General features: G+C 63.7%; 27 protein-coding genes. 20 read left to right on the forward strand and 7 right to left on the reverse strand.

Translation table 11 applies throughout. The annotated features are described in order from the left end of the window. The first annotated feature begins 99 nt into the window (after positions 1 to 99). The 4 genes from glcE to WHT83_RS09895 all read left to right on the forward strand — a co-directional run bounded on the left by glcE (position 100) and on the right by WHT83_RS09895 (position 3,968). Entirely contained in the window at positions 100 to 1,353 is a 1,254-nt protein-coding gene (gene glcE, locus WHT83_RS09880; RefSeq protein ID WP_406873670.1) for a glycolate oxidase subunit GlcE, read from the forward strand. Beyond that, entirely contained in the window at positions 1,350 to 1,727 is a 378-nt protein-coding gene (locus WHT83_RS09885) for a DUF4870 domain-containing protein (RefSeq protein WP_108609116.1), read from the forward strand. Before glcE ends, WHT83_RS09885 begins: the two co-directional genes overlap by 4 nt. A gap of 16 nt (positions 1,728 to 1,743) precedes the next feature. Continuing rightward, entirely contained in the window at positions 1,744 to 3,045 is a 1,302-nt protein-coding gene (glcF, locus tag WHT83_RS09890) for a glycolate oxidase subunit GlcF (protein WP_406873671.1), read from the forward strand. A gap of 128 nt (positions 3,046 to 3,173) precedes the next feature. Next, complete coding sequence (locus WHT83_RS09895; protein ID WP_406873672.1) at positions 3,174 to 3,968, forward strand: L,D-transpeptidase; 795 nt, start codon at positions 3,174 to 3,176, stop codon at positions 3,966 to 3,968. Between the two features lie 23 nt (positions 3,969 to 3,991). On the opposite strand, the gene WHT83_RS09900 is transcribed toward WHT83_RS09895, so the two are convergent. Together WHT83_RS09900 and WHT83_RS09905 are read right to left on the reverse strand one after the other, a co-directional pair. Next, positions 3,992 to 4,915 (reverse strand): bifunctional 5,10-methylenetetrahydrofolate dehydrogenase/5,10-methenyltetrahydrofolate cyclohydrolase, encoded by a 924-nt coding sequence (locus WHT83_RS09900; RefSeq protein WP_318762358.1) that lies wholly within the window; start codon positions 4,913 to 4,915, stop codon positions 3,992 to 3,994. A gap of 234 nt (positions 4,916 to 5,149) precedes the next feature. Next, the gene (locus tag WHT83_RS09905; RefSeq protein WP_183263731.1) at positions 5,150 to 5,944 is read right to left on the reverse strand and encodes a L,D-transpeptidase; all 795 of its coding nucleotides are present in this window, start codon (positions 5,942 to 5,944) and stop codon (positions 5,150 to 5,152) included. A 212-nt stretch (positions 5,945 to 6,156) separates the two neighbouring features. Between WHT83_RS09905 and WHT83_RS09910 the strand changes: the two genes are divergently transcribed. Further along, entirely contained in the window at positions 6,157 to 6,795 is a 639-nt protein-coding gene (locus WHT83_RS09910) for a DNA-3-methyladenine glycosylase I (protein ID WP_183263730.1), read from the forward strand. A gap of 39 nt (positions 6,796 to 6,834) precedes the next feature. On the opposite strand, the gene WHT83_RS09915 is transcribed toward WHT83_RS09910, so the two are convergent. Both WHT83_RS09915 and WHT83_RS09920 read right to left on the reverse strand, forming a co-directional pair. After that, positions 6,835 to 7,269: a hypothetical protein gene (locus WHT83_RS09915; protein WP_246389656.1), complete on the reverse strand. Its 435-nt coding sequence runs from the start codon at positions 7,267 to 7,269 to the stop codon at positions 6,835 to 6,837. Next, positions 7,269 to 7,658 (reverse strand): hypothetical protein, encoded by a 390-nt coding sequence (locus tag WHT83_RS09920; RefSeq protein WP_406873673.1) that lies wholly within the window; start codon positions 7,656 to 7,658, stop codon positions 7,269 to 7,271. Before WHT83_RS09920 ends, WHT83_RS09915 begins: the two co-directional genes overlap by 1 nt. On the opposite strand from WHT83_RS09920, the gene hisS reads away from it, so the two are divergent. From hisS to hisG, 3 genes are read left to right on the forward strand one after another with little or no spacing between them, the layout of a single operon-like run. Continuing rightward, on the forward strand, positions 7,657 to 9,174 hold the full coding sequence (gene hisS, locus WHT83_RS09925) for a histidine--tRNA ligase (protein WP_406873674.1): 1,518 nt from the start codon (positions 7,657 to 7,659) through the stop codon (positions 9,172 to 9,174). The genes WHT83_RS09920 and hisS overlap by 2 nt on opposite strands. A gap of 4 nt (positions 9,175 to 9,178) precedes the next feature. Next, the gene (locus WHT83_RS09930; RefSeq protein WP_406873675.1) at positions 9,179 to 10,297 is read left to right on the forward strand and encodes an ATP phosphoribosyltransferase regulatory subunit; all 1,119 of its coding nucleotides are present in this window, start codon (positions 9,179 to 9,181) and stop codon (positions 10,295 to 10,297) included. Further along, positions 10,297 to 11,001 carry an ATP phosphoribosyltransferase gene (gene hisG, locus WHT83_RS09935; protein ID WP_406873676.1) on the forward strand — a complete coding sequence of 235 codons (705 nt, stop codon included), beginning with the start codon at positions 10,297 to 10,299 and terminating at the stop codon, positions 10,999 to 11,001. Before WHT83_RS09930 ends, hisG begins: the two co-directional genes overlap by 1 nt. Here the strand turns inward: hisG and WHT83_RS09940 are convergent. Then, positions 10,967 to 11,872 (reverse strand): hydrogen peroxide-inducible genes activator, encoded by a 906-nt coding sequence (locus WHT83_RS09940; RefSeq protein ID WP_108609107.1) that lies wholly within the window; start codon positions 11,870 to 11,872, stop codon positions 10,967 to 10,969. The two genes, hisG and WHT83_RS09940, sit on opposite strands and share 35 nt — an antisense overlap. A gap of 147 nt (positions 11,873 to 12,019) precedes the next feature. On the opposite strand from WHT83_RS09940, the gene WHT83_RS09945 reads away from it, so the two are divergent. From WHT83_RS09945 to WHT83_RS09975, 7 genes are all read left to right on the forward strand, one after another. Beyond that, a complete protein-coding gene (locus tag WHT83_RS09945; RefSeq protein ID WP_245439504.1) occupies positions 12,020 to 12,115 on the forward strand; it encodes a catalase in 96 nt (31 codons plus the stop codon). Between the two features lie 69 nt (positions 12,116 to 12,184). Further along, on the forward strand, positions 12,185 to 14,380 hold the full coding sequence (katG, locus tag WHT83_RS09950; RefSeq protein ID WP_406873677.1) for a catalase/peroxidase HPI: 2,196 nt from the start codon (positions 12,185 to 12,187) through the stop codon (positions 14,378 to 14,380). Positions 14,381 to 14,573: 193 nt separating this feature from the next. Continuing rightward, positions 14,574 to 15,860: an RsmB/NOP family class I SAM-dependent RNA methyltransferase gene (locus WHT83_RS09955; RefSeq protein ID WP_406873678.1), complete on the forward strand. Its 1,287-nt coding sequence runs from the start codon at positions 14,574 to 14,576 to the stop codon at positions 15,858 to 15,860. A 99-nt stretch (positions 15,861 to 15,959) separates the two neighbouring features. Further along, the gene (locus WHT83_RS09960; protein WP_406873679.1) at positions 15,960 to 16,412 is read left to right on the forward strand and encodes a TspO/MBR family protein; all 453 of its coding nucleotides are present in this window, start codon (positions 15,960 to 15,962) and stop codon (positions 16,410 to 16,412) included. Positions 16,413 to 16,486: 74 nt separating this feature from the next. After that, positions 16,487 to 16,945, forward strand: a complete 459-nt coding sequence (locus WHT83_RS09965; protein ID WP_108609103.1) for a PaaI family thioesterase — start codon at positions 16,487 to 16,489, stop codon at positions 16,943 to 16,945. Positions 16,946 to 16,948: 3 nt separating this feature from the next. Further along, entirely contained in the window at positions 16,949 to 17,584 is a 636-nt protein-coding gene (locus tag WHT83_RS09970; RefSeq protein WP_406873680.1) for a 5'-methylthioadenosine/S-adenosylhomocysteine nucleosidase, read from the forward strand. Between the two features lie 183 nt (positions 17,585 to 17,767). Then, entirely contained in the window at positions 17,768 to 18,265 is a 498-nt protein-coding gene (locus WHT83_RS09975) for a DUF2165 family protein (protein WP_108609101.1), read from the forward strand. A gap of 39 nt (positions 18,266 to 18,304) precedes the next feature. Here the strand turns inward: WHT83_RS09975 and WHT83_RS09980 are convergent, their stop codons facing one another. Continuing rightward, complete coding sequence (locus WHT83_RS09980) at positions 18,305 to 18,631, reverse strand: hypothetical protein (RefSeq protein ID WP_183263723.1); 327 nt, start codon at positions 18,629 to 18,631, stop codon at positions 18,305 to 18,307. Positions 18,632 to 18,691: 60 nt separating this feature from the next. Here WHT83_RS09980 and WHT83_RS09985 point away from each other — a divergent pair, with 60 nt between their 5' ends. The 3 genes from WHT83_RS09985 (at position 18,692) to WHT83_RS09995 (ending at position 22,358) form a co-directional block, all read left to right on the forward strand. Beyond that, positions 18,692 to 19,150: a MarR family winged helix-turn-helix transcriptional regulator gene (locus tag WHT83_RS09985; protein ID WP_406873681.1), complete on the forward strand. Its 459-nt coding sequence runs from the start codon at positions 18,692 to 18,694 to the stop codon at positions 19,148 to 19,150. Positions 19,151 to 19,246: 96 nt separating this feature from the next. Next, positions 19,247 to 20,809: a glutamine-hydrolyzing GMP synthase gene (gene guaA, locus WHT83_RS09990; protein WP_318762343.1), complete on the forward strand. Its 1,563-nt coding sequence runs from the start codon at positions 19,247 to 19,249 to the stop codon at positions 20,807 to 20,809. Positions 20,810 to 21,101: 292 nt separating this feature from the next. Continuing rightward, positions 21,102 to 22,358 carry a tyrosine-type recombinase/integrase gene (locus WHT83_RS09995; RefSeq protein WP_406873682.1) on the forward strand — a complete coding sequence of 419 codons (1,257 nt, stop codon included), beginning with the start codon at positions 21,102 to 21,104 and terminating at the stop codon, positions 22,356 to 22,358. A 174-nt stretch (positions 22,359 to 22,532) separates the two neighbouring features. On the opposite strand, the gene WHT83_RS10000 is transcribed toward WHT83_RS09995, so the two are convergent. Continuing rightward, the gene (locus WHT83_RS10000) at positions 22,533 to 22,784 is read right to left on the reverse strand and encodes a helix-turn-helix transcriptional regulator (RefSeq protein WP_406873683.1); all 252 of its coding nucleotides are present in this window, start codon (positions 22,782 to 22,784) and stop codon (positions 22,533 to 22,535) included. Positions 22,785 to 23,005: 221 nt separating this feature from the next. Between WHT83_RS10000 and WHT83_RS10005 the strand changes: the two genes are divergently transcribed. Together WHT83_RS10005 and WHT83_RS10010 are read left to right on the forward strand one after the other, a co-directional pair. Continuing rightward, the gene (locus WHT83_RS10005) at positions 23,006 to 24,070 is read left to right on the forward strand and encodes a GSU2403 family nucleotidyltransferase fold protein (RefSeq protein ID WP_406873684.1); all 1,065 of its coding nucleotides are present in this window, start codon (positions 23,006 to 23,008) and stop codon (positions 24,068 to 24,070) included. A 30-nt stretch (positions 24,071 to 24,100) separates the two neighbouring features. Next, complete coding sequence (locus tag WHT83_RS10010; protein ID WP_406873685.1) at positions 24,101 to 24,484, forward strand: thermonuclease family protein; 384 nt, start codon at positions 24,101 to 24,103, stop codon at positions 24,482 to 24,484. Positions 24,485 to 24,608 lie beyond the last annotated feature (124 nt).

Raw genomic sequence — 24,608 nt, forward strand, 5'->3', positions numbered from 1 at the left:
TTCCCCTCCCCCTTGTGGGGAGGGGTTAGGGGTGGGGGTGATTTCTTATGCGATTGCCTTGTGCCTTGCGGGGGCGAGGAACCCAAGGTTTTCCAGGTCATGACCACCTTCACGCCCACCACCTCAGCCGAAGTGCTCACCGCCGTCCAATGGGCGCTGGCGGAAGAAGCGCCGCTCGAAATTCTCGGCCATGGCTCCAAGCGAGCCATTGGACGTCCGCTGCAGTGCGAACACACGCTCGATCTGTCGCAGCTATCCGGCGTCACGCTCTACGAACCTGCCGAACTGGTGCTGTCGGCCAGATCAGGCACGCCGCTCGCCGAGATCGAAGCACTGCTTGCCGACAACGGCCAGCGGTTCGACTTCGAGCCCATGGACTACGGTCCGCTGCTCGGGCAGATGCCCGGTCGCGGCACCATCGGCGGCGCGCTCGCTGCCAACCTCGCCGGCCCGCGCCGCCTCAAGGCAGGCGCCGCCAGGGACCATATTCTGGGCATTCATGCCGTCTCAGGCCGCGGCGAAGCCTTCAAGTCGGGCGGCCGCGTCGTCAAGAACGTCACCGGATATGACCTGTCCAAGGCCATGGCCGCATCGTGGGGCACGCTGGCCGTTCTCACCGACGTCACCTTCAAGGTGCTGCCCGCAGCGGAAACCGAGACCACGCTCGCCATCCGCGGCCTGCTCGACGACAACGCCACGGCCGCGATGGCCCTCGCCATAGGGTCGAGTGCCGAGGTCTCGTCCGCAGCCCATCTGCCCGAACGCATGGCCGCGCGTGTCACAGGCGGCAGCCTCGGCGGTGATCCCGCAACGCTGCTGCGCGTCGAGGGTTTCGGTCCGTCGGTCGCCTACCGCCTCGAACAGCTGAAACAGCTGCTCGGCAATGCCGGGGCGATCGAGGAGATTTCAGGCAAAGCATCGGCAGCACTGTGGCGCGACATGCGCGATGTCAGGCCATTCGCCGATGGCTCCGACAAGCCCGTCTGGCGCGTATCGATGCCGCCGGCGGATGCCCACAACATGGTGCTGGCCCTGCGCATGCAGGCAGCAGCCGACGCCTTCTACGACTGGCAGGGCGGCCTCGTCTGGCTGCGTATGGAGGGCGAGCCCGAAGCCGATCTGTTGCGTATGCTGATCAGGAAATTCGGAGGCGGCCATGCCACGCTGGTTCGCGCTCCGGCTGCCTGGCGTGCCGCCGTTCCGGTCTTCGAGCCGCAGCCTGCAGCATTGGCGGCACTTTCGGCCCGGCTGAAGGCCGAGTTCGACCCGAAGAACATCTTCAATCCGGGCCGCATGGTGCCCGGCTCCGGACCTGCTACCCTGACGGGTGCAACAGAGGGAAAAACACCATGAGCGACACACCTCCGCCCACAACACCGCGCCAGACCGACCGCTGGCTCGACCCCGGCCAGACCAATGTCCAGGTCATCTACATCCTCTACCTCGCCGGGCTGGTGATCGGCATCAGCGGCATAGTCGGCATTGTCCTGGCCTACATGAACCGCGGCAAGGCTGGCGGTTTCGTCGAGAGCCACTACACCTGGCTCATCCGCACCTTCTGGATCGGCCTGCTCTACGCGCTGGTATCCATTGTGCTGATGATGGTCTTCATCGGCTTCATCCTGATGTTCGCCGTCGCCGTCTGGTTCATCGTCCGCTGCATCGTCGGCCTTCAGGCATTGGGACGAGGCGAGCCGATCAAGAACCCCGACAGCTGGCTGATCTGAGAAAGCTCAAAACGCCGTGCAGACCAATTTCACCGCCGCCCAGCTTGCCGATCCGCATGTCGCAGAATCGGAGAAGATCCTGCGCAAATGCGTGCATTGCGGCTTCTGCACGGCGACCTGCCCGACCTATGTCACGCTCGGCAACGAGTTGGATTCGCCGCGCGGCCGCATCTACCTGATCAAGGACATGCTGGAAAACGGCCGGCCGGCCGACAAGGAAATCGTCACCCACATCGACCGCTGCCTGTCCTGCCTCGCCTGCATGACCACCTGTCCGTCGGGCGTGAACTACATGCACCTTGTCGACCACGCCCGCGCCCATATCGAAAAGACCTATCGCCGCCCTTTGATGAACCGGCTCACGCGCGGCGTGCTGGCCGCCGTGCTGCCATATCCCGGGCGGTTCCGCGCGGCGTTGCAACTGGCCCGGCTCGGCCGGCCCTTCGCCAACGTGTTCGACAGGGTGCCGGCGCTGAAACCGTTCGCCGCGATGCTCCGGCTCGCGCCCGCCTCGGTGCCAGCCGCGTCGGCCATGGCGACACCAGGCAGCCATGCCGCGAAAGGCACGAAACTTGGCCGCGTCGCCATCCTCACCGGCTGTGCCCAGCCGGTGCTCGAGCCCGGCATCAACGAGGCGACGGTGTCGCTGCTCACCCGGCTCGGCATCGAGGTCGTGGTGCCGAAGGGCGAGGGCTGCTGCGGCGCGCTCGTTCATCACATGGGACGCGAGGAGGCGGCGCTTGCCTCGGCGCGGCAGAATGTCGACGCCTGGACGCGCGAGATCGACAGTGGCGGCCTCGACGCCATCGTCATCACCGCCTCGGGTTGCGGCACGACGATCAAGGATTACGGTTTCATGCTCCGCCTCGACCCGGCCTATGCCGAAAAGGCAGCGCGGGTATCGGCGCTGGCCAAGGACGTTACCGAATATCTGGCGACCCTCGATTTGCCCGAGCCCCAGCGCAAGCCGGGCCTGACCGTCGCTTATCACTCGGCCTGCTCGATGCAGCACGGCCAGAAGATCACCCGCCAGCCCAAGGACCTGCTGTCGCGCGCCGGCTTTGTCGTCAGCGAGCCGCGCGAGGGGCATCTGTGTTGCGGTTCGGCCGGCACCTACAACATCATGCAGCCGGAAATCTCGGCGCGTCTGCGCGACCGCAAGGTCAAAAACATCGAGGCCACGGGTGCAGCGCTGGTCGCCACCGGCAATATCGGCTGCATCACCCAGATCGCCTCGGCCGCAAAACTGCCGGTGGTCCACACCGTCAAATTGCTCGACTGGGCCTATGGCGGCGACAAGCCGGCCGGGCTTGAGTGACCTGAAAGCCTCATCTCGCGCCAATCCGCTCTGCGCGCGCCGCGAGCAGGCAGGGCGCTGATTGAAACGTTGGCATGGAACATGCAAGGGTCCGGCGCATTGCAAGCCTTCAATCACATGGAATGCCGATGTCGAAATTCACCCGCCGCAATCTTCTGGCATTGGCCGCAACCGGTGTCGCATCGGCTGCCCTTTCGGCATGCTCGACGACGCGTAGCGAGCGCGTGGCCGAACCGGCGTTTCCGGTGGCGCCGCCACCGCCCACCTTGCGCAATGACCCGTCCTTCACCGAGCCGCAGATGATGTATGCGCCGGTCATCGACAATGGCTATGACATTCCGGGCGTGCCGTTCAAGAAAATCGATCCGCGCTATTATCGCCAGGTCGTGGCCGACCCGACCGGCGAGGCCCCGGGTACCGTCGTCATCGATACCGCAGCCCACTTCCTCTTTCTGGTCAGCGACAATGGCGAGGCCATCCGCTACGGCGTCGGCCTCGGCCGTGCCGGCTTCGAATGGGCCGGCCGCGGCGTCATCGAGTGGAAGCAGACCTGGCCGCGCTGGTTCCCGCCTAACGAGATGATCGACCGCCAGCCGGAACTGGAAAAGTACCGTGCCCGCCAGATTCCCGGTAAGAACGAGTGGGAAGGCGGCATGCAGCCGGGCATCCAGAATCCGCTCGGCGCGCGTGCGCTCTACATCTTCCAGGATGGCAAGGACACGCTCTACCGCCTGCACGGCTCGCCGGAATGGGCCTCGATCGGCAAGTCCGTCTCGTCGGGCTGCGTGCGGTTGATCAATCAGGACATCATGGATCTTTACGACCGCGTGCCCGACGGCACGCCGATCGTTGTCACCAGCGGCTTGCAGATGGTTGCCAACCCCGCGACGCCGCAGGTCCAGGACGGCACCTGGAGGCTCTAGCGCCCGTCGCTGGAGCCGGGCGTCTACTCCGCCGCCAGCGTCGCTTCGGCCGTGCCGAACGTAGCGCGATAGACCGCACGCTGGCGGTTCAACGCCACCATCGTGTTGCGCAGCAGGATCGCCACCGTCACCGGGCCGACGCCGCCCGGAACCGGCGTGATCCACGATGCCACTTCCTTGACGCTCTCGGTGTCGACGTCGCCGACGATGCGGCTGGTCCCGTCCGGCAGCGTTTCGGCATTGATGCCGATGTCGATGACGGCCGCACCCGGCTTGACCATGTCGGCCTTGATCAGCCGCGGCTTGCCTACCGCTACGAACAGCGCGTCGGCGCGGCGCGCATGCGCCGCCAGCGAGCGTGTCATGTGGTGGCAGACCGTCACCGTCGCGCCTTCGCTCATCAGCAGGAAGGCGATCGGCTTGCCGACGATTTCGGAATGGCCGACGACCACGACCTCCAGGCCCTTGAGGTCGAGCCCGGTGGCCTTGAGCAGTTCCACCGAGGCAGCCGCCGTGCAGGGCGCGAGTTCGAGCTGGTTGTAGACGATGTTGCCGATCGAGGCCGGGTGCATGCCCTCGACGTCCTTCAGCGGATGCACCGCAGCCTGGATCGCCTTGATCGGGATGTGCGGCGGCACCGGCCGCTGGATGATGATGCCGGTGATGCGCGGATCGGCGTTCATGCCGTGGATGGCTGCTTCGAGTTCGCCCGCCGTCAGCTCGGCCGGAAAGGGACGTTCTTCGAAGTCGATGCCGGCGAGTTCGGCCTTGGCGCGCTGGTTGCGGACATAGACATCGACCGCCGCGACGTCGCCGACGGTGATCGAAACGAGTTTCGGGCGGAAGCCTTCTTCGGTTGCCTTCTGCGCGGCGGCGCGTACTTCGGCGATGATACGGGCGGCTACGGGGCCGCCTTTCAGATAGCGGTTGTCATCGAGCGGCGGCATTCTTCTTCCTTCGGCGGTCGTCGATCCAAGATAGCCCCCGGATACGTCGGTACGCCTGGGGGAGGGTCGATCAGGTCAATTTTCATCCATGATAAACATTTTTTCCCAAGAGATCGAGCCGGAGAAGGCCAATTCGATCCCGAAAAGCGAAAAGGACAGCGCGATCTTCCGCCGCGCTGCCCTTCTGCTCGGGAGCCAGGCCTTTCGACCGGGCTCCGCCCCCGTAATCGAAAATTACCTGACGATGACCTTGGTGCCGACCGCGACCCTCTCGTAGAGGTCCATCACGTCCTCGTTGCGCATGCGGATGCAGCCTGAAGACACGGCGCCGCCGATGGTCCAGGGCTGGTTGGTGCCGTGGATACGGTAGAGCGTCGAACCGAGATAGAGCGCGCGTGCGCCGAGCGGGTTTTCTGGTCCGCCGACCATCATTGCCGGCAGCACGCGGCCCTTGGCGCGCTCGCGGGCGATCATCTCCGCCGGCGGGCGCCAGTCCGGCCATTCGCGCTTCGACGTTACCTTGTGCGTGCCCGACCATTCGAAGCCCGGCTTGCCGGTGCCGACGCCGTAGCGCCGCGCCTGGCCGTCGGCCTGCACGTGGTAGAGGAAGTTCTCATTGGTATCGATGATGATGGTGCCTGGCTTCTCGCCCCCATCATAGGCGACCATCTGCGGCAGGTAGATCGGGTTGATCTGCGGCTTGACGGTGCGCTTTTCCGGCGCGCGCAGCGCTGCGGTCTGTACCTGGGCAGCCTTGGGCTGGCGCGGCTGGGCGCTGCGCTGCTGCTGTACGGTGCGCTGCTGGACCTTGGGCGGCGCCTGCCTTGCCCGCGGTTGGACAGCCTGGCGCCGCTGCTGCCGCGGCATCGCCTCGGCCGGGCTGCGGCCGAGCTGCAGCACCCAGGGTGCCGAAAGGTCGGGGCTCACCACCACCGGTGGCCGCTCGGCGTAGCGGTCATAGGCAAGGGCCGGCGAAGCCAGCTCGGCCAGCAATGCGGCCGTTGCCAAAAGCATCAGACGTTTCTTCATGGACGCACTCTCAACACGTTCGTCGCTGCCGGACAGGGCGATCCGTTCCCGGTTCCGGGTCATGTTGTCTTCGCGCCCCCACCGAAACGTGAATCGGGTTGCTTAAAATGCGCGTTTGTCAGGAAACCTTTTGGTGTGGTTACCAGCCGGTTCAGGAGTCTGGTAAAGCACGGGTAAATCAGCGCTTCTCGCTGTTAACGAACGGATTTGAGATGGAAGAGAAAAAGACAGGCCTGATGCTGGGTGCAGACGGAGCGACCCGCTGCTTCTGGCCTGGCACGTTGCCCGACTACCTGCATTACCATGACAACGAGTGGGGTCGACCGGTCACCGACGAGATCAGGCTGTTCGAGAAGATCTGCCTGGAGGGTTTCCAGTCCGGCCTGTCGTGGCTCACTATCCTGCGCAAGCGCGACAATTTCCGCGAGGCGTTTTCCGGCTTCGACTTCGACAAGGTCGCCGAATATGGCGAGACCGACATCGAGCGCCTGCTTGGCAATCCCGGCATCGTGCGGCATCGCGGCAAGATCGTCTCGACCATCAACAATGCCCGCCGCGCCCGCGAATTGGCCGACGAGGCCGGTTCGCTTGCGGCATGGTTCTGGAAGTTCGAGCCCGGCGCGGATGAGCGCCCTGAAGTGGTCGACTATCCCACGCTGATCGCCAACCCGACGACGCCGACTTCGACGCGGATATCGAAGGAGCTGAAGAAGCGCGGCTGGAGCTTTGTCGGCCCGACCACCGTCTACGCCTTCATGCAGGCGATGGGCCTGGTCAACGACCATATCGAGGGCTGCATGTGCCGTCCGAAGATCGAGGCCGAGCGGAAGGCGTTCAAGCGGCCGGTGTGAGGCCTTCCCTTCTCCCACAAGGGGAGAAGGGAGCAACACTCACCGCTCATACCGGCCCTTGTATCCGCTGCCGGCGATATCCCAGACCAGCGCCCGGCCGGAGACCGTCAGCACCAGCCCGCCGAAACCGCGATCTTCCGGCGTGTGCCGCCGCGAGGCTGACGACCGTCCTGCGGGGATCACCTCGACGGTTCCGCCGCGCTTCACCCAGCAGCCCTTGCCGTACTGGTCGTTGGCGCCATAGGCGAGCATGAACTCGAAGCTGCCGTCCGGCCTGAGCAGCAGTTCGGAGCCGACCTCCATCACGCCGTTGAGATAATAGTGGCCGGCCAGCTTTGCATCGCCGGGCTTGCAACCGCCGCCGGCCAACGCGCCGCCGCTGGTGGTGCAGGCGGCAAGCACCAGCGCGCTCATGGCGGCGAGGGTCGCAATCGTCTTCGGCACCGGCGTCGCTTTCCAGGGGCGCATCGGCATCAGGCGCTCGTGCCCGACAACAGCAGGCTGGCCGCGATGGCGCCCACGGTCGCCAGTGCCGGGTACAGCACCAGGACACAGGTCATCAGCGCGTCGCGTGCGGTCGCAGGCTTCCTGGCTGCGGGCTTTTCCGGCCCTGCTGGACGCAGCCGGGCCGACGTCTTGTCGATTTCTCCAGTGTTGCTGGACATGGCAGTCGTTCCATCGTTCGGTTGCGGCGGCTTATCGGGCGCGGGTGTTTCGGCACGATGTCGGCGCGCGGCCGCTTTGTTTCGGCCTTGCCGGTTGCGGCGCGCGCCAAACGCTTGCCGCTCCACCCCATTTCGGTTACGAAACGCCGCGCCGTGATCGCGGCCCAAAATTTCTGGAAAAGTGCGGAATTCGACCATGGCCGACAAATCGGAAAAGATGAAAGCGCGGCTGCCGCGCGGCTTCGTCGACCGCAGCGCGGACGACATCCGGGTCGTCGAGAAGATGATGGCGAAGATCCGCGAGGTCTACGAGCTCTACGGTTTTGAGCCGGTCGATCAGCCGCTGATCGAATACACCGACGCGCTGGGTAAATTCCTGCCCGACCAGGACCGTCCCAACGAGGGCGTGTTCTCGTTCCAGGACGACGACGAGCAGTGGCTGTCGCTGCGCTACGACCTGACCGCCCCGATGGCGCGCTTCGTTGCCGAGAATTTCGAGAAGCTGCCCAAGCCCTATCGCAGCTACCGTTCCGGCTGGGTGTTCCGCAACGAGAAGCCGGGCCCCGGCCGCTTCCGCCAGTTCATGCAGTTCGATGCCGACACCGTCGGCACACCAGGCGTCGCGGCCGATGCCGAGATGACCATGATGATGGCCGACGTGATGGAAGCGCTTGGCATCAAGCGCGGCGACTACGTTATCCGCGTCAACAACCGCAAGGTGCTCGACGGCGTTCTCGAGGCCATTGGCCTCGGCGGCGACGACAACGCCAACCGCCGCCTCACCGTGCTGCGCGCCATCGACAAGCTCGACAAGTTCGGGCCCGAGGGCGTCAAGCTCTTGCTCGGCAAGGGCCGCTGGGACGGTGGCCAGGAAGGCGAGGGCGACTTCACCAAGGGCGCCGGCCTGGACGAAATACAGACATCCCGAGTACTTCAATATTTGGAGATGGCGCATATTGGCGAGCGAGGAACGCTTGCTATGATCGACAAGATTTTTCCTCAAAATGACAAGCTTGTTGAGGGATTTAGCGAGCTTGCGGAGATAAGGAGCCTGTTGTTAGCAAGCGGCTATGAGGGTTCGAGGGTGAGGATCGACTTCTCCGTCGTCCGTGGCCTCGAATATTACACTGGCCCGGTCTATGAGGCCGAACTGCTCGCCGAGATCCCCAATGACGAGGGAAAAATCGTGCGCTTCGGCTCCGTCGGCGGCGGCGGTCGTTACGACGGTCTCGTCTCGCGCTTCCGTGGCGAGCCCGTGCCGGCCACCGGCTTCTCCATCGGCGTGTCGCGCTTGATGACGGCGCTGAAGAACCTCGGCAAGCTCGATACCTCTGACGTGATCGCGCCTGTCGTCGTGCTGGTCATGGACAAGGACACCGAAAGCCTCGGCCGCTACCAGAAGATGGTCGCCGACCTCCGCCGCGCCGGCGTGCGCGCCGAGATGTATCTCGGCGGTTCGGGCATGAAGGCCCAGATCAAATATGCCGACCGCAGGGGCTCGGGCGTCGTCGTCATCCAGGGTGGCGACGAGCGCGCCAATGGCCAGGTCCAGATCAAGGACTTGATCGAGGGCGCCCGCATGTCGGCCGAAATCACCGACAATGCCGAGTGGCGCGCCGCGCGTCCGGCCCAGATCACCGTGCCGGAAGTCGACCTCGTCGCTGAGGTCAAGAAGATCCTCGCCGCGCAGGCGGAAGAGCGGGCGAAGCTGTAAGGCCATGAACGCGCGTTATCCGGCCATCGCGTCCGACATCCTCAAGCTTTTCGCCGCGCGCGGGGCCGATGCGGTTGACGTTCCGGTGCTGCAGCCGGCCGATCCGTTCCTCGACATGGCCGGCGAGGACCTGCGCCGACGCATCTTCCTGACCGAAAGCGAGACCGGCGCGTCGCTCTGCCTGCGGCCGGAATTCACCATTCCTGTCTGCCTCGACCACATCCACACCCAGTCCGGCACGCCGCGCCGCTATTCCTATCTCGGCGAGGTGTTCCGCCAGCGCCGCGAGGGCGGCAGCGAGTTTTTCCAGGCCGGTGTCGAGGATCTCGGCGACACCGACACGGCGGCAGCCGACGCGCGTTCGGTGGCAGACGCGCATGCGCTTCTGTCGCTTTGCCTGCCCGGCCATGACCTCACCGTCACGCTCGGCGACCAGGCGATCTTCGAGGCGGTTCTGGCAGCGCTTGGCCTGCCGCGCGGCTGGCGCATGCGCTTGGCCCGGGCCTTCGGCTCGGCTGAGCTTCTGGCCGCAGCCCTTGGCGATCTCGCAGCACCAACCCGTACCTCGGCGCTTGCCGAACCGGTCGCCTCGCTGGTTGCATCGGGCGACCATGATGCACTTGCGGCCTATATCGCCACTGGGATGGAGCAGGCCTGCCTGTCGCCCTCGGCCGGCCGCACGCCCAACGACATCGCCCGCCGCCTGATCGAAAGGGCCGAACTGCGCAGCGTGCGCCTGTCGAGCGACGCCTTCGAGGCGCTGGAGCGGTTCCTGGCGATCCATGTTTCGCTCGACGAGGCTCCCGCCGCTCTCAAGGAGTTCGCCGCCGGCGCCGGGCTCACGCTCGGTGCTGCCCTCGACAATTTCGCCGCCCGCGCCAAGGCTGTCGCCGGCCATGGCCTTGCTGCCGGTTCGGTGCGCTATGACGCCGCCTTTGGCCGTCCGCTCGACTATTACACCGGCCTGGTGTTCGAGATTTCCGGGCCAGATGCCGAACGCCCGCTGGCCGGTGGCGGCCGCTACGACCGGCTGCTGACGCTGCTCGGCGCCGGCAAGCCCATTCCGGGCGTCGGCTTCTCCGTCTGGCTCGACCGCATCGAAGCCTTGAGGGAGGCGCGCTGATGGCCATCTCGATCGCACTTCCCTCCAAGGGACGGCTCAAGGAGCAGGCGCTCGACGTGCTGGCCAAGGCCGGTTTTGTCGTCAACCTGCCCGATGACGACCGCCGCTACCGTGCTTCGATCGAGGGCAGGGCGGATATCGAGATCGCCTTCCTGTCGGCCTCCGAAATCTCGGGTGAGATTGGGCAGGGCAATGTCGATCTCGGCATCACCGGCGAGGATCTGATCCGCGAAAACCTCGCCGACTGGGAAAGCAAGGCCGAGATCGTCGCGCGCCTGGGCTTCGGCCACGCCGATGTCGTCGTCGCCGTGCCCGACATCTGGCTCGACGTCGACACCATGGCCGACCTCGATGATGTCGCCGCCGATTTCCGCCAGCGCCACGGCCGTCGCCTGCGCATCGCCACCAAATACTGGCGGCTGACCCAGCAGTTCTTCTCCCAGATGCACGGCATCCAGGTCTATCGCATCGTCGAAAGCCTGGGCGCCACCGAAGGCGCACCGGCAGCGGGCTCGGCCGATGTCATCGTCGACATCACCTCGACCGGCTCGACCTTGCGCGCCAACCATCTCAAGATCTTGTCGGACGGCGTCATCCTGCGATCGCAGGCCTGCCTGGTGCAGTCGCGCAAGGCGCGCGCCGCTGCCGAAGCGGCGACGCTTGCCGGGTTCAATGCTGCAATAGCGGCTGCAGTCCGCGGATAATCCGCGCAAGCTCCAGGCATTCATTGTGCCTGGGGCTGTTGCGGCGCCAGGCAAGGCAGATGCGCCGTTCCGGCACCGGTTCGGCGAAGGGCACGATCTTCAGGTCGCGCTGGTCGTGCGCCGGCCCTGCCGCCATCGCCGGGATGAGCGTCACCCCCAGCCCGTGAGCCACCATCTGCAGCAGCGTCGTCAGGCTGGTCGCGCCATAGTTGGCCATTGCCACCGGCTTGACGCTGCCGCACACCGCCAGCGCTTGTTCGCGCAGGCAGTGGCCTTCCTCCAGCAGCATCAGCCGTTCGAGTGCCGGGCTTTCCGGCGGCACCGGCGGCGAGACGAAGTCGGGGTCGTCGGCGGGCACGGCGAGATAAAAGCGGTCCGAAAACAGCTCCTGTGTCGTCAGCCCGGAATAGTCGAGCGGCAGGGCGGCAACGAAGGCGTCGATACGCCCGTTCAGCGCCTCCTCGGCAAGCGAGCCGGTGATCGCCTCGCGCAGTTCCAGCCGGAGCTTTGGATATTCGCGTTTCAGCGCCGGCAGGATGTGCGGCAAAAGATAGGGCGCGACGGTCGGGATGACGCCGAGCCGCAACCGCCCCTCCATCGCCAGCCTGCCGCGACGAGCCGTCGTCTCGACCTCGCGGATCTGGGCCAGGATGTTTTCGATGCGCGGCTGTAGCTCGAGCGCATCCTCGGTCATCCGCACCGCCTTGCCGCCGCGTTCGAACAGGATGCATCCGAGCCTTTCCTCCATCTCGGCGATCTGCGCCGAGAGCGCCGGCTGGCTGACCCCGGCGAACTCGGCTGCCCGGCCGAAATGCAGCATCTGGGCCAATGCCGCGAAATATTCCATCTGTCGGATTGTCAGGCGTATCATAATCAAAGGTTATCAAGATTGTTTGAAAAGGCAATTTGGCTTTATCAAAATCCGATCCTAGACTGGAATGGTACCAATGAGGCGGCGCACCCTGTTGCGCTGCCCAGGACCGTCTAGCGAGTTGAAGCCACGAGGGAGGCGCAAGCCATGACAAGACCGACGATGACCACCAGTGCGGGCGCGCCGGTATCGGACAATCGCAATTCCATCACTGCCGGCGAATGCCGCCCGGCCCTGCTGTAGAGCTGCCAACTCATCGAGAGGCGGACCCAGGTCCGCAAGCACCTACGCAAAGACGTTTCGGAGAGAAAAATGGACGCAAAGACCGACGAAAACAGCGCGGGCAAATGCCCCGTCGCGCACACCACTGCCGGCAGGACCAATCGTGACTGGTGGCCGAACCAACTGGATCTCAAGGTCCTCCACCAGCACTCCAGCCTGTCCGATCCGATGGGCGAGGCGTTCGATTATGCCAAGGAGTTCGAGAGCCTCGACCTCGATGCCGTGATCAAGGACCTCACTGCCCTGATGACGGATTCGCAGGACTGGTGGCCGGCCGACTTCGGACACTACGGGCCGCTGTTCATCCGCATGGCCTGGCACAGCGCCGGCACCTACCGCATCGGCGACGGTCGCGGTGGCGCGGGCGCCGGACAACAGCGCTTCGCGCCGCTCAACAGCTGGCCGGACAACGTAAATCTCGACAAGGCCCGCCGCCTTCTGTGGCCGGTCAAGCAGAAATATGGCCGCAAGATTTCCTGGGCCGACCTGATGATTCTCGCCGGCAACGTCGCGCTGGAATCGATGGGCTTCAAGACCTTCGGCTTCGCCGGCGGCCGCGCCGATGTCTGGGAACCTGAAGAGGACATCTACTGGGGCTCCGAGGGCAAGTGGCTGGCCGACGAGCGCTACAGCGGCGACCGCGATCTTTCCAACCCGCTCGCGGCCGTCCAGATGGGCCTGATCTATGTGAATCCGGAAGGGCCGAACGGCACCCCGGATCCGCTCGCATCGGCGCGCGACATCCGCGAGACCTTCGCGCGCATGGCGATGGACGACGAGGAAACGGTCGCCCTCATCGCCGGCGGCCACACCTTCGGCAAGACCCATGGCGCCGGCGATGCGGCCAATGTGGGCGCCGAACCGGAAGCGGCCGACATCGAGCAGCAGGGCCTCGGCTGGAAGAACAGCTTCGGCACCGGCAAGGGCGGCGACACCATCGGCAGCGGCCTGGAAGTCACCTGGACCACGACCCCGACGAAATGGAGCGGCAACTTCTTCTGGAACCTGCTCGGCTACGAATGGGAGCTGACCAAGAGCCCGGCCGGTGCCCATCAGTGGACCCCCAAGCACGGCATGGGCGCCGGTACGGTGCCGGATGCGCACGACAAGTCCAAGCGTCACGCGCCCTCGATGCTGACCAGCGACATCGCGCTGCGGGCTGATCCCGCCTACGAAAAGATTTCGAGGCGCTTCTTCGAGAACCCGGACCAGTTCGCCGACGCCTTCGCCCGCGCCTGGTTCAAGCTCACCCACCGCGACATGGGCCCGATCGCACGCTATCTCGGTCCGCTCGTCCCCAAGGAAGAGCTGATCTGGCAGGACCCCATTCCCGCGGTCGACCATGTCCTAGTCGATGAGCAGGACATTGCCGCCCTGAAGGACAAGATTCTCGCCGCGGTACCCTCGGTGTCGCAGCTTGTTTCGACGGCCTGGGCATCGGCCTCGACGTTCCGTGGCTCCGACAAGCGCGGCGGCGCCAACGGCGCGCGCATCCGCCTTGCGCCGCAGAAGGACTGGGAAGTCAACCAGCCGGCGCAACTGGCCTCCGTTCTGGAAAAGCTCGAGGCTATCCAGCAGGAGTTCAACGCTTCGCAATCGGGCAACAAGAAGGTGTCGCTTGCCGACCTGATCGTTCTCGGCGGCGGTGCCGCAATCGAGAAAGCCGCCAGGGATGCCGGCCAGGAGGTGAAGGTGCCCTTCGCACCGGGCCGCATGGACGCCTCGCAGGAGCAGACCGATGTCGAATCCTTCGCTCCGCTCGAACCGAGTGCCGACGGCTTCCGCAACTATCTCCAGGGCAGACAGCGCCTGACCTCCGAGGAAAACCTGATCGATCGGGCGCAACTGCTGACGCTGTCGGCACCCGAGATGACGGTGCTGGTCGGTGGCCTGCGCGTGCTCGGCGCGAATGCTGCAGAGTCCGCGCACGGCGTCTTCACTGCGCGGCCCGGAACCCTGACCAACGACTTCTTCGTCAACCTGCTCGACATGGGCACGGAGTGGAAGGCGGTTTCGGATGCCAGGGACGTGTTCGAAGGGCGCGACAGGAACACAAACGAGGTCAAGTGGTATGCCACCCGCGTCGACCTGATCTTCGGTTCGCACTCGCAGTTGCGCGCGCTGGCCGAAGTCTACGGCAGTGCGGACGCCCAGGCGAAGTTCGCCAGGGATTTCGTGGCGGCATGGACCAAGGTGATGAATGCCGACCGCTTCGACCTCGTGTAGACGCTGAAGGCGGCAGAATAGCCACCAGCAACAATCGGCAGGGCAGGCGCGGAGCGATCCGCGCCTGTTTTGTGTTGTGCAACGCCTTCCCGTTGGAAGTTTTTGCCTCGTGAGCGGTGGCCAGTGCTTGTGCAATTCGTCCCGGCTGTTTAGCTAGGCCGTATACGGGTCAACCGAAGACGGATCACCGAACATGCGACTTGGCGGAAGGCTGGCTGCAGCCATCGAAGTACTCGACGATATCGAGAGGCGGCATCGTCCCGCCGCCGATGCACTCAAAGACTGGGGACTTTCCCATCGTTTCGCCGGCGCTGGCGATCGTGCGGCCATTGGCAACATCGTTTATGACGCGCTGCGCCGCAAGCGCTCCGCCGGCTGGCTGCTTGGCGACGAGACCTCGCGCGCATTGGGCTTCGGCGCGCTCCTGCTCGAATGGGACCAGTCGGCCGAAGCGCTCAACCAGACGCTCGATGGCGACAAGTTCGCGCCCGAAGCGCTGAGCACCGCGGAGCTGGCCGCCATTGCCGAGCGCAAGCTCACCGATGCGCCCGATGCTGTCCGCGCTGACAGTCCCGACTGGTGTGCGCCGCTTCTCGAACGCGCTTTCGGCACCGACTGGGTGGAGGAGGGCGCCGCCCTTGCCGCCCGTCCGCCGCTCGACATCCGCGTCAACACGCTGAAGGCCGACCGCGACCGCGTCATCGCCGAACTCGAAGGCACCCAGGCCGCGCCGATGGCGCTAGCACCGCATGGCGTGCGCATCCCGCCGATCGACGGCAGCGGCCGCCACCCCAACGTCCAGGCCGAGCCGGCCTTCCAGAAGGGCTGGTTCGAGATCCAGGACGAGGGCTCGCAGCTAGCGGCCGAACTTGCCGGCGCAACCCCTGGCATGCAGGTGCTCGACTTCTGCGCCGGCGCCGGCGGCAAGACGCTGGCGTTGTCGGCGGCGATGGAGAACCGCGGCCAGATCTTCGCCCACGATTCGGAAAAGTCGCGCCTTGCGCCGATGTTCGATCGCCTGCGCCGCTCCGACAACCGCAACGTCCAGGTCGTCACCAAGCCGTCCGAATTGTCGGGTCTCACCGGCCATATGGATCTGGTGCTGATCGACGCGCCCTGCACCGGCAGCGGCACTTGGCGGCGCCGGCCAGATGCCAAGTGGCGTCTCACCCAGCGCCAGCTCGATGTCCGCAAGGCCGAGCAGTCGGCCATCCTCGACGCCGCAAGCGCCTATGTGAAGCCGGGCGGTCTCCTCGTCTACATCACCTGCTCGGTCTTCGACGAGGAAAACGCCGACCAGGTCGACGCCTTTTTTCAGCGCGCCAACGGCTTTGCGGCCATCGATCACCGCGCGCTGTGGCAGGCCCGTTTCCCCGGCCGCGACGATGCCGTGCGCCTTGGCGCGCAGGGCCTGTCGTTGACGCCGGCCAGGAGCGGCACCGATGGCTTCTTCTTCGCCGCCATGCGCCGCAAGGGCTGACGGCGAAGTTCAAATCGCCTCAACCATTGACGATCCGGACTTGTCCTCCAGTTGAGAGCGGGGCGGCGCATCAGGCCGTCCGCTTGTTCTGGAGGTTCGATGAGCAGACTTCTCACCTTGCTTGCATTTGTCATCGTCGTGCTCGGCGGCGGCACGCTGATAGGCTACGTGACGCTGCCGGGCGACTGGTATGCCGGACTGGCCAAGCCGTTCTTCAATCCGCCCAACTGGATTTTCGGCCCAGTCTGGTCGGTGCTTTACATCCTCGTGGCCATCGCTGGCTGGCGCGTCTGGCAGCGCGATCCCTGGGGTGGCGCCATGCGGTTGTGGATCGCTCAGCTCGTGCTCAATTTCTTGTGGTCGCCGACTTTCTTCGGCCTGCAGCAGCCCGGCCTGGCTTTGCTGGTCATCGTAGCGCTTCTCGGCGCCACCTCGGGCTTCATGGTGCTTGCGAGCAGAAAGGACGGCATTGCCGCCGGGCTGTTTGCGCCCTATGCCGCCTGGGTTGCCTTCGCCACGCTGCTCAATGCATCGATCTGGTGGCTCAACTGACGTTTGCGCTGCAGCATTTGCGATTGCCTGCATTTGCCTGCTTTGCGATAAGCAAAGCGAGAGGAACATCTGACATGGCAGCCAAGATCGTACCCACACCCGACTATGACGAGCGCGTCAGGGCCTCGTTCGCGCGTCAGAGCGCGATGCGGACCATCGGCGCCGAACTCACGCTCGTTACCCCCGGTATCATCGAGATCGAGATGCCGTTTTCGGATCAGTTGACCCAGCAGCACGGCTTTCTTCATGCCGGCATCCTCTCGACGGCGCTTGATTCTGCCTGCGGCTACGCCGCCTTTTCGCTGTTCCCGGAAAGCACCAGCGTCCTGACCATCGAGTTCAAGGTCAATCTCCTGGCCCCCGGCAAGGGCGAGCGTTTCCTGTTCCGCGGCTCGGTCACCAAGCCCGGCCGCACCATAGTCGTCGCCGACGGCCAGGCCTATGCTATCGCCGCCGATGGCGAGGCCAGGCTGATCGCCACCATGACCGGCACCATGATGGCCATTGCCGGCCGCGACGGCATCGAGGGGTAGACCATGCCGGGCATGACGCAATTTGCCGGCCGCAATGTGCTGTTCGTCATGGCGGCAGATGCCGAATACGGCCCGCACCTGCAAAAGCTGTTCACGCCGCTGATGACCGGCATTGGCCCGGTCGAGGCAGGCGTCAGGGTAGGCGCTGAACTTGCGCTGCTCGCCGCCTCCAACTATCTGCCCGATCTCGTCGTCTGCCTTGGTTCCGCAGGCAGCCGCCGGCTCGATCACACCGAGGTCTTTCAGGTGACTTCGGTCTGTTATCGCGACATGGACGCATCGGCCCTCGGTTTCGAGAAGGGGAGGACACCGTTTCTCGACCTTCCCGCGACCCTGGACCTGCCGTTGCGCATCCCCGATGTGCGGCAGGCCAGCCTGTCGACCGGCAGCACCATCATTTCAGGTGCCGCCTACGACGCCATCCCGGAAGACATGGTCGACATGGAGACTTTTGCCGTGCTGCGCGCCTGCCAGATCTTCGGCGTCCCGCTCATCGGCCTGCGCGGCATTTCGGATGGCGCCAACGACATCAGCCATGTCGACGACTGGACCGAATATCTCCATGTCGTCGATGAGAAGCTGGCCCATGCTGTCCATCTTCTCGGCCAGGCGATCCAGAGCGGCACTCTCAAGCTTTAGCCGCCGGCCATGCGGCGCTGCGCTCTTTTGTCATAAGTTTTGCCCTGACGTTTGATGTATGCGGCGCACAGTCGTGCACGCTCATCGACACTGACGCGCTTCCTCGATCCGGGTTCTTGCTCGGACCGGGCAGGCGCGACAGCGCCGAAGCGTGCGCGCGCTTTTTCAGGAGTAGCCTACGAAATGATGATCATCCGCATATCCAAGACCGCCGCTGTTGCCGCAACCGCGCTGTTTTCAACGCTTGTCGCCTTCGGCAATCTGACCGACTACGGCACCAACTTCGCTTTCGTGCAGCATGTGATGAGCATGGACACGATCTTCCCGGATGCCGCCATCAAGTACCGCGCCATCACCAATCCCGCACTTCACAACCTGTTTTACTTCCTGATCATCGCCGCTGAATCGCTGACCGCCATCCTGTGCTGGATCGGCGCCTATCGCCTCGCCACCAACCTTCGCAATGACGCACGCAGCTTCAACGCCTCCAAGACGCTGTCGATTGCCGGCCTGACGCTTGGCTTCCTGGTATGGCAGGTCGGCTTCATGTCGGTCGGCGGCGAATGGTTCGGCATGTGGATGTCGAAGACGTGGAACGGCGTTCCCGACGCCTTCCGCTTCTTCATCACCATTCTGCTGGTGCTTGTCTTTGTTGCCCAGCGCGACGAAGAACTCGCCTGACGAGATTTGGATGGTCGCCCCTTGGGCGGCCATCCTTGCCTACCGCGCCGCGCGCGGCAGCCCCTTGGCATTGCCGAACAGGATGCCGGCAAGCCTCACCCTGACATCGCGATCCTGGTTCACATAGGTGATTGATCCTGCCTCGTGGTCGAGCGTCCAGCGGCCGACAGCCCCATTGTCCCAATCGACCACGTAGCCGCCCTCGGCGAGCGCCCAGCTCCCCTTCCGCGTTTCCCCGTCGTCGAGCAGCATGTGCGCCCTGTTGCCGGTTTCGAAATAGACGTAAGCCTCCTTGCCGTTGCGGTCGAGCACATGGGTCGTGCCTGCTATCAGCACCCTCAGCGAGGCCTGGTCGAGAATTGCCATCTTCGGTTCCTTCCACTATCAGGATAGTCAAGCATCTTGACGATATGCATGATTGGAAAAATGGTCAAGCACCTTGACGAAAAAGACGCAAAGGCATTGCCCGACCATATCGGCTGGCGCCTGTGGCAGGCGAGCCGCGCCTGGCAGGCCGAGTTTGCCGAGGCGATGCGCGTGGCCGGCCATGGCTGGTTCAGCGAAGGCCGAGCCGGACTGCTCGGCCACATACCCCGCCGCGGCACCAGGCAGGCGGCGCTGATCGAACGCATGGGGATCTCCAAGCAGGCGGTGCAGCAATTGCTCGACGGCCTGGAGGCCGAAGGTGTCATCGAACGCGCGCCTGACCCGGAGGACAAGCGTGGCAAGTTTGTGCGCTACACGTCAAAGGGGCTGGCTGCACTCGACGACGGCGACCATATCAAGATCGACATCGAGAAGCGCTACCGCGAGCGTCTGGGCGAGGGGTCTTTCGAGGCGTTGATGGCGGCCCTGCGCGGGCTTGCCGAACCGCAGGCGAGCTGATTGGCAGCCGGCCTTGGCCGGCCATTGCGCTCCCTGCCTGCCAGCCATGCAATCCAGCCCATTGCACAGACTCGAATCTTTCTTTAAACGCCCGCCATGAAGAACTCCGAGCACCCCGAAACCGTCCTCATCATCGACTTCGGCAGCCAGGTGACGCAGCTCATCGCGCGTCGCGTCCGCGAGGCCGGGGTCTATTCCGAGATCGTTCCCTTCCAGTCGGCCGCCGAGGCCTTCAAGCGGATCAGCCCCAAGGCGGTGATCCTCTCGGGCAGCCCGCACTCCACGGTCGACATCGGCAGCCCGCGCGCTCCTGACGCCGTCTTCGAGGCCGGCATCCCGGTGCTCGGCATCTGCTACGGCGAGCAGACCATGTGCGCCCAGCTCGGCGGCAAGGTCGAAGCCGGCCACCATCGCGAATTCGGCCGCGCATATCTCGAGATCGAAGACGAAAGTGCTTTGTTCGACGGCGTCTGGGCCAAGGGTACTCGCCATCAGGTGTGGATGAGCCATGGCGACCGCGTCACTGCCATCCCCGCCGGCTTCCGCGTCATCGGCACCTCCAACGGCGCACCCTTTGCCGCCATCGCCGACGAGGCCCGCAAGTTCTATGCCGTGCAGTTCCACCCCGAAGTGGTACACACCCCCGACGGGGCCAAGCTGCTGCGCAATTTCGTCCACAAGATCGCCGGCATCGAGAGCGACTGGACCATGCGCGCCTACCGCGAGCATGCGGTCGAGGCGATCCGCAAGCAGGTCGGCGACAAGAAGGTCATCTGCGCGCTTTCGGGCGGCGTCGATTCCTCGGTCGCGGCACTGCTCATCCACGAGGCGGTCGGCGACCAGCTCACCTGCATCCTCGTCGACCATGGCCTGATGCGGAAGAACGAGGCGGCCGACGTCGTAGCCATGTTCCGCGAGCACTACAATTTGCCGCTGATCCTGGTCGATGCCGCCGATCGCTTCATCGATGCGCTCGAAGGCGAGGCCGACCCGGAAAAGAAGCGCAAGACCATCGGCCGCCTGTTCATCGAGGTATTCGAGGAAGAGGCCAAGAAGCTCGGCGGCGCCGATTTCCTCGCCCAGGGCACGCTCTATCCCGACGTCATCGAAAGCGTGTCCTTCACCGGCGGCCCTTCGGTTACCATCAAGTCGCATCACAATGTCGGCGGCCTGCCCGACCGCATGAACATGAAGCTGGTCGAGCCGCTGCGCGAGCTGTTCAAGGACGAGGTCCGCGTGCTTGGCAAGGAACTCGGCCTGCCCGACAGCTTCATCGGCCGCCATCCGTTCCCCGGACCTGGCCTCGCCATCCGCTGCCCCGGCGGCATCACCCGCGAAAAACTCGAAATCCTGCGCCAGGCCGACGCCATCTATCTCGACGAGATCCGCAAGGCCGGCCTCTACGATGCCATCTGGCAGGCCTTCGCCGTGCTGCTGCCGGTCCAGACCGTCGGCGTCATGGGCGACGGCCGCACCTACGAGTTCGTTTGCGCCCTGCGCGCGGTGACGTCGGTCGACGGCATGACCGCCGACTTCTACCACTACGACATGAATTTCCTCGGCGCCGCCGCCACCCGTATCATCAACGAGGTCCGCGGCATCAACCGCGTCGTCTACGACGTGACGTCGAAGCCGCCCGGCACCATCGAGTGGGAATGATTTAGGCCCATCCGGGCGTATCCAAAAATACGCCATGGCGCGAACTAACTAATTGAAATAAAAAATAAAATCTGTTGCTGCCTGTCGAGGACAATCGGCAGGCAGTAGACGGGCCTGTCGTGCGTTCTGACGGACCTCCCCCATATTGCGTTCCCCGATTTTCGAAAGTACCGTCACAAGAACTGAGGGTCGTGACGGTACTTTTTGGCGCATAACTCATTGAATTAAAATGAGTTTATTCGCCGCGAACCTCTGAAATACCCCTGACGGTACTTTCTGAGGAAATGGGCGCATGTTGACGGACGCTGCTCTTAAGTCATTGAGACCAAAAGACAAAGCGTACAAAGTGGCGGACCGCGACGGCATGTACGTTCGCGTCATGCCAAGTGGTGCGGTCTCGTTTGGCCTGGATTACAGGATCAATGGTCGGCGCGAGACGATCTATCTCGGCAAGTACGGTCGGGATGGAATTTCGCTTGCGAGAGCGCGCGAGCTTTGTCTCGATGCCCGGCGGGCGGTTCGCGAGGGGCGTTCTCCAGCGCTGGAAAAGCAGCGAGACAAGCGGCGCCTAAAGGAAGCGAAGAGCTTCGGTGAGTTCGGCTCGAAGTGGCTCGAAGGCGCGCCTATGGCGGATAGCACGCGCGCGATGCGTCGCTCAATCTTCGAGCGTGATCTATTGCCGATCTGGCGAAACCGCCTGCTCACTGAAATCACGCCCGACGATCTGCGCGCCCATTGTGCAAAGATTGTCGAGCGCGGGGCACCGGCGACCGCAATTCATGTCCGCGATATCCTCAAACAGATTTACGGTTTCGCTATCCTGCACGGGGAGAAAGTCGCCAATCCCGCGGACGAGGTTGGCCCCGCTTCAATCGCCCATTTCGTGCCACGCGATCGTTCGCTGTCGCCGGCCGAGATCCGAGTGATGTTGAAGACGCTGGAGAAGATCGCAACCCTTCCGACTATTCGGTTGGGGATGAAGCTCTTTTTGTTGACTATGGTTCGAAAGAGCGAGCTTCAGGATGCGACTTGGGATGAGGTGGATTTTGGCAACGCCGTCTGGTCGATTCCGAAGGAGCGCATGAAACGATCCAAGGCGCACAATGTGTACCTGTCGCGTCAGATGCTCGACATCTTCATCGCGCTGAAGACCTGCGCCGGCAACTCGCGTTATGTCCTGCCATCACGCTACGATGCTGACGCGCCAATGTCGCGGGCCACCTTTAACCGGGTCACCTACCTGGTCGTCGAGCAAGCGAAGAATGACGGTCTCCCTCTCGAGCCTTTCACCGTGCACGATCTGAGGCGGACGGGATCGACGCTACTCAATGAACTGGGGTTCAATAGCGACTGGATTGAAAAATGCCTCGCGCATGAGGACGGCCGTTCTTCACGAGGCGTCTACAACAAGGCCGAATACGAACTCCAGCGCCGCCATATGATGCAGGAATGGTCAGACATGGTGGATGCTTGGCTCGAAGGTCGGCGGCATATGCCCGTTCTTATTCCGCCCTCGATGCCGATTTTTGAGCCTGATCCATCTCTTTAGGCTTATGGCTGTGGGCACTTATCGAGGTCCCAGGCAGTCAGCTATGGCTTGGGCGCCTCGTTACGGCATCATGCTCCCGGTCGGTAGCAGGATGCCGTGAGTGATGTGCCCCCCCTGTTCGGGAGTGGACAGGGGGGGCCACAAGTGGTGTCAGCGAGCCTGACAGGCTTCTTTCTACGCGCGTGATCGCCGCTTGGTGAGATCCGGCGGTGGCGTACGCTGGATTGGCGTTGCCCTGCGGGCTGTCAGCCATGTCTCAACCTCAGCGAGATCCCAGACTACGCATCTCGGTGTCAGAGCGAAGCGGCGTGGAAATTGCCCTCGCTGCTCCATTTCGAAGATTGTGCTGTCGGCTAGCGGGACAATCTGACGGAGTTCTTTGCGACGGATAGTCCGCTTGATCGCAATATCCCTCTGTGGTGCCATTGATCTCTCCTTTCAATTTTGTCTGAACTGACTGAAGGCGATTGTGGCCAAGAGTAGAAGAACGAAAAAACTGTGTCGTACAGGCGGCGGGAAGCTCGCGCATTTCGGAAAGACAGGCAGCACTTCGTGGCTGGTTTCATAAGCAAATTCATGAGCATCATCAGTTTCGTGCCAATTCGGGCCAAACTGTTGCAACGCTACGAGGGACCACGTAGGGTCTCATGCAACAGTTTGAGCGAAATCGCCATCGATGTGTTGATATGATTGATTTTAATGAACTAAACAACGATCAACGACGCGAGAAGGTCAATTCAGAGCAGCGTTTTTCCGCGCTGCAGCAGGCTCAGCAGAAAGCCAAGACCTTTCGAGGCTCGTTGGTCTGGCACACTGTCGGCGGCGTCGAGCATCTGATGCGGAGCTACTATGACTCGTCTGGAGCAAGGCGTCAGAAGGTCGAAGGGCGGCGATCGGCTGAGACGGAGATACAGAAAGCAGATTGGGAAGCCGCACGGGAATCCACGCGGGAAACGCTGGCGGCTCGACAGAAGCTGATGGAACGCCAATCCGCCATCAATCGTGTTCTGCGATTAGGCCGCGTCCCGTTACTCACGGCCAGGATCATCAGGGCGCTGGACAACGCTGGTCTGCTGGGCGCGGGCATACGCATCGCCGGCACCAATGCGATCTATGCGTACGAAGCGGCAGCTGGCGTGTTTGTCGATCCCGGCATCACGACAACCGAGGATATCGATCTTCTCATGGATGCGCGCCAGTCACTAAGGATCGTGGCCGACGATCAAGTGGAAGACGGCACCCTGATTAGCCTGCTGCGGAAGGTCGACAAATCCTTTGAGCGATCACAATCTACATTCAGGGCGGTCAATCGTGACGGCTATCTCGTTGACCTGATCAAACCCGTCGCGCGCCCAGCCTGGAAGAAGGATCGCGACGCAGTTGGGAAATCGGACGACGAGTTGGTTGCCGCCGGGATCGAAGGCCTAGCGTGGTTGGAAAATGCACCACCGTTCGAGTCGATCGCAATAGACGAGAGAGGCGGGCCGCTGCGTATGGTTACACCCGACCCTCGCTTTTTTGCTGCGCATAAGCTTTGGGTGTCGCAGAGGGCAGACCGTGAACCGATCAAGCGTAGGCGAGACTTTGCTCAAGCTGAAGCAGTGGCGCAGCTAACGGCCACGTACTTCGAACATCTCTCCTTTGACGCAACTACGATGCGAGCCTTGCCGAAGGCGGCCTTCGAAGCCGCCAAACTCATGTTCGCGCGGTGAACAGCCGCACGTTTTCGCAAAGTCGTCGCCATGATTGCCCTGCTCGCAGCCACCATCCTCTCTTGTTCCACCTTGACCGTAGTCGACGGCGACACCATCCGCTGCAACGGCCAGAACATGCGCCTGATCGGCGACGGTGTTCCATTCAAGACCGGTATCGATACGCCTGAGATCGGGCGGGCAAAATGCGAGCGGGAAAGGATGCTCGGGAGAGAGGCCAAGAAGCGATTGGGTGAGCTCATCCAAGACCCAGGCTTGCGGATTGAGGACACGGGCCAGCGAGACAAGACTTCAGACCGCCGGCCGCTGGTACGCATCAGGCTCAGCGATGGGCGGCTGGCTGAAAACATGTTGCTGGCAGAGGGCTACGCAATCATCTGGAGGCCGAACGTCAGGCGGCCCTGGTGTGGGTGATCAGCGGCCAACCGCTGCCCGGCAACTGGCTAGTTGGGCGCACCGGATGCTCGCCTTAAGCGCCACTCCCCAACTCGGTATCCGATGTATGCTCCGAGACAGCCCCCAAAGAACCACCCCAAAA

It is taken from the genome of Aminobacter sp. P9b (assembly GCF_045345995.1).
Taxonomy (GTDB): Bacteria; Pseudomonadota; Alphaproteobacteria; order Rhizobiales; family Rhizobiaceae; genus Aminobacter; species Aminobacter niigataensis.

Excerpts from the sequence above, each read along its gene's own strand:
- glcE (WP_406873670.1), top strand. The coding sequence starts at position 100 with ATGACCACCTTCACGCCCACCACCTCAGCCGAAGTGCTCACCGCCGTC.
- WHT83_RS09885 (WP_108609116.1), top strand. The coding sequence starts at position 1,350 with ATGAGCGACACACCTCCGCCCACAACACCGCGCCAGACCGACCGCTGG.
- WHT83_RS09895 (WP_406873672.1), top strand. The coding sequence starts at position 3,174 with ATGTCGAAATTCACCCGCCGCAATCTTCTGGCATTGGCCGCAACCGGT.
- WHT83_RS09900 (WP_318762358.1), bottom strand. The coding sequence starts at position 4,915 with ATGCCGCCGCTCGATGACAACCGCTATCTGAAAGGCGGCCCCGTAGCC.
- WHT83_RS09905 (WP_183263731.1), bottom strand. The coding sequence starts at position 5,944 with ATGAAGAAACGTCTGATGCTTTTGGCAACGGCCGCATTGCTGGCCGAG.
- WHT83_RS09910 (WP_183263730.1), top strand. The coding sequence starts at position 6,157 with ATGGAAGAGAAAAAGACAGGCCTGATGCTGGGTGCAGACGGAGCGACC.
- WHT83_RS09915 (WP_246389656.1), bottom strand. The coding sequence starts at position 7,269 with ATGCCGATGCGCCCCTGGAAAGCGACGCCGGTGCCGAAGACGATTGCG.
- hisS (WP_406873674.1), top strand. The coding sequence starts at position 7,657 with ATGGCCGACAAATCGGAAAAGATGAAAGCGCGGCTGCCGCGCGGCTTC.
- WHT83_RS09920 (WP_406873673.1), bottom strand. The coding sequence starts at position 7,658 with ATGGTCGAATTCCGCACTTTTCCAGAAATTTTGGGCCGCGATCACGGC.
- WHT83_RS09930 (WP_406873675.1), top strand. The coding sequence starts at position 9,179 with ATGAACGCGCGTTATCCGGCCATCGCGTCCGACATCCTCAAGCTTTTC.
- hisG (WP_406873676.1), top strand. The coding sequence starts at position 10,297 with ATGGCCATCTCGATCGCACTTCCCTCCAAGGGACGGCTCAAGGAGCAG.
- WHT83_RS09940 (WP_108609107.1), bottom strand. The coding sequence starts at position 11,872 with ATGATACGCCTGACAATCCGACAGATGGAATATTTCGCGGCATTGGCC.
- WHT83_RS09945 (WP_245439504.1), top strand. The coding sequence starts at position 12,020 with ATGACAAGACCGACGATGACCACCAGTGCGGGCGCGCCGGTATCGGAC.
- katG (WP_406873677.1), top strand. The coding sequence starts at position 12,185 with ATGGACGCAAAGACCGACGAAAACAGCGCGGGCAAATGCCCCGTCGCG.
- WHT83_RS09955 (WP_406873678.1), top strand. The coding sequence starts at position 14,574 with ATGCGACTTGGCGGAAGGCTGGCTGCAGCCATCGAAGTACTCGACGAT.
- WHT83_RS09960 (WP_406873679.1), top strand. The coding sequence starts at position 15,960 with ATGAGCAGACTTCTCACCTTGCTTGCATTTGTCATCGTCGTGCTCGGC.
- WHT83_RS09965 (WP_108609103.1), top strand. The coding sequence starts at position 16,487 with ATGGCAGCCAAGATCGTACCCACACCCGACTATGACGAGCGCGTCAGG.
- WHT83_RS09970 (WP_406873680.1), top strand. The coding sequence starts at position 16,949 with ATGCCGGGCATGACGCAATTTGCCGGCCGCAATGTGCTGTTCGTCATG.
- WHT83_RS09975 (WP_108609101.1), top strand. The coding sequence starts at position 17,768 with ATGATGATCATCCGCATATCCAAGACCGCCGCTGTTGCCGCAACCGCG.
- WHT83_RS09980 (WP_183263723.1), bottom strand. The coding sequence starts at position 18,631 with ATGGCAATTCTCGACCAGGCCTCGCTGAGGGTGCTGATAGCAGGCACG.
- WHT83_RS09985 (WP_406873681.1), top strand. The coding sequence starts at position 18,692 with ATGGTCAAGCACCTTGACGAAAAAGACGCAAAGGCATTGCCCGACCAT.
- guaA (WP_318762343.1), top strand. The coding sequence starts at position 19,247 with ATGAAGAACTCCGAGCACCCCGAAACCGTCCTCATCATCGACTTCGGC.
- WHT83_RS09995 (WP_406873682.1), top strand. The coding sequence starts at position 21,102 with ATGTTGACGGACGCTGCTCTTAAGTCATTGAGACCAAAAGACAAAGCG.
- WHT83_RS10000 (WP_406873683.1), bottom strand. The coding sequence starts at position 22,784 with ATGGCACCACAGAGGGATATTGCGATCAAGCGGACTATCCGTCGCAAA.
- WHT83_RS10005 (WP_406873684.1), top strand. The coding sequence starts at position 23,006 with ATGCAACAGTTTGAGCGAAATCGCCATCGATGTGTTGATATGATTGAT.
- WHT83_RS10010 (WP_406873685.1), top strand. The coding sequence starts at position 24,101 with ATGATTGCCCTGCTCGCAGCCACCATCCTCTCTTGTTCCACCTTGACC.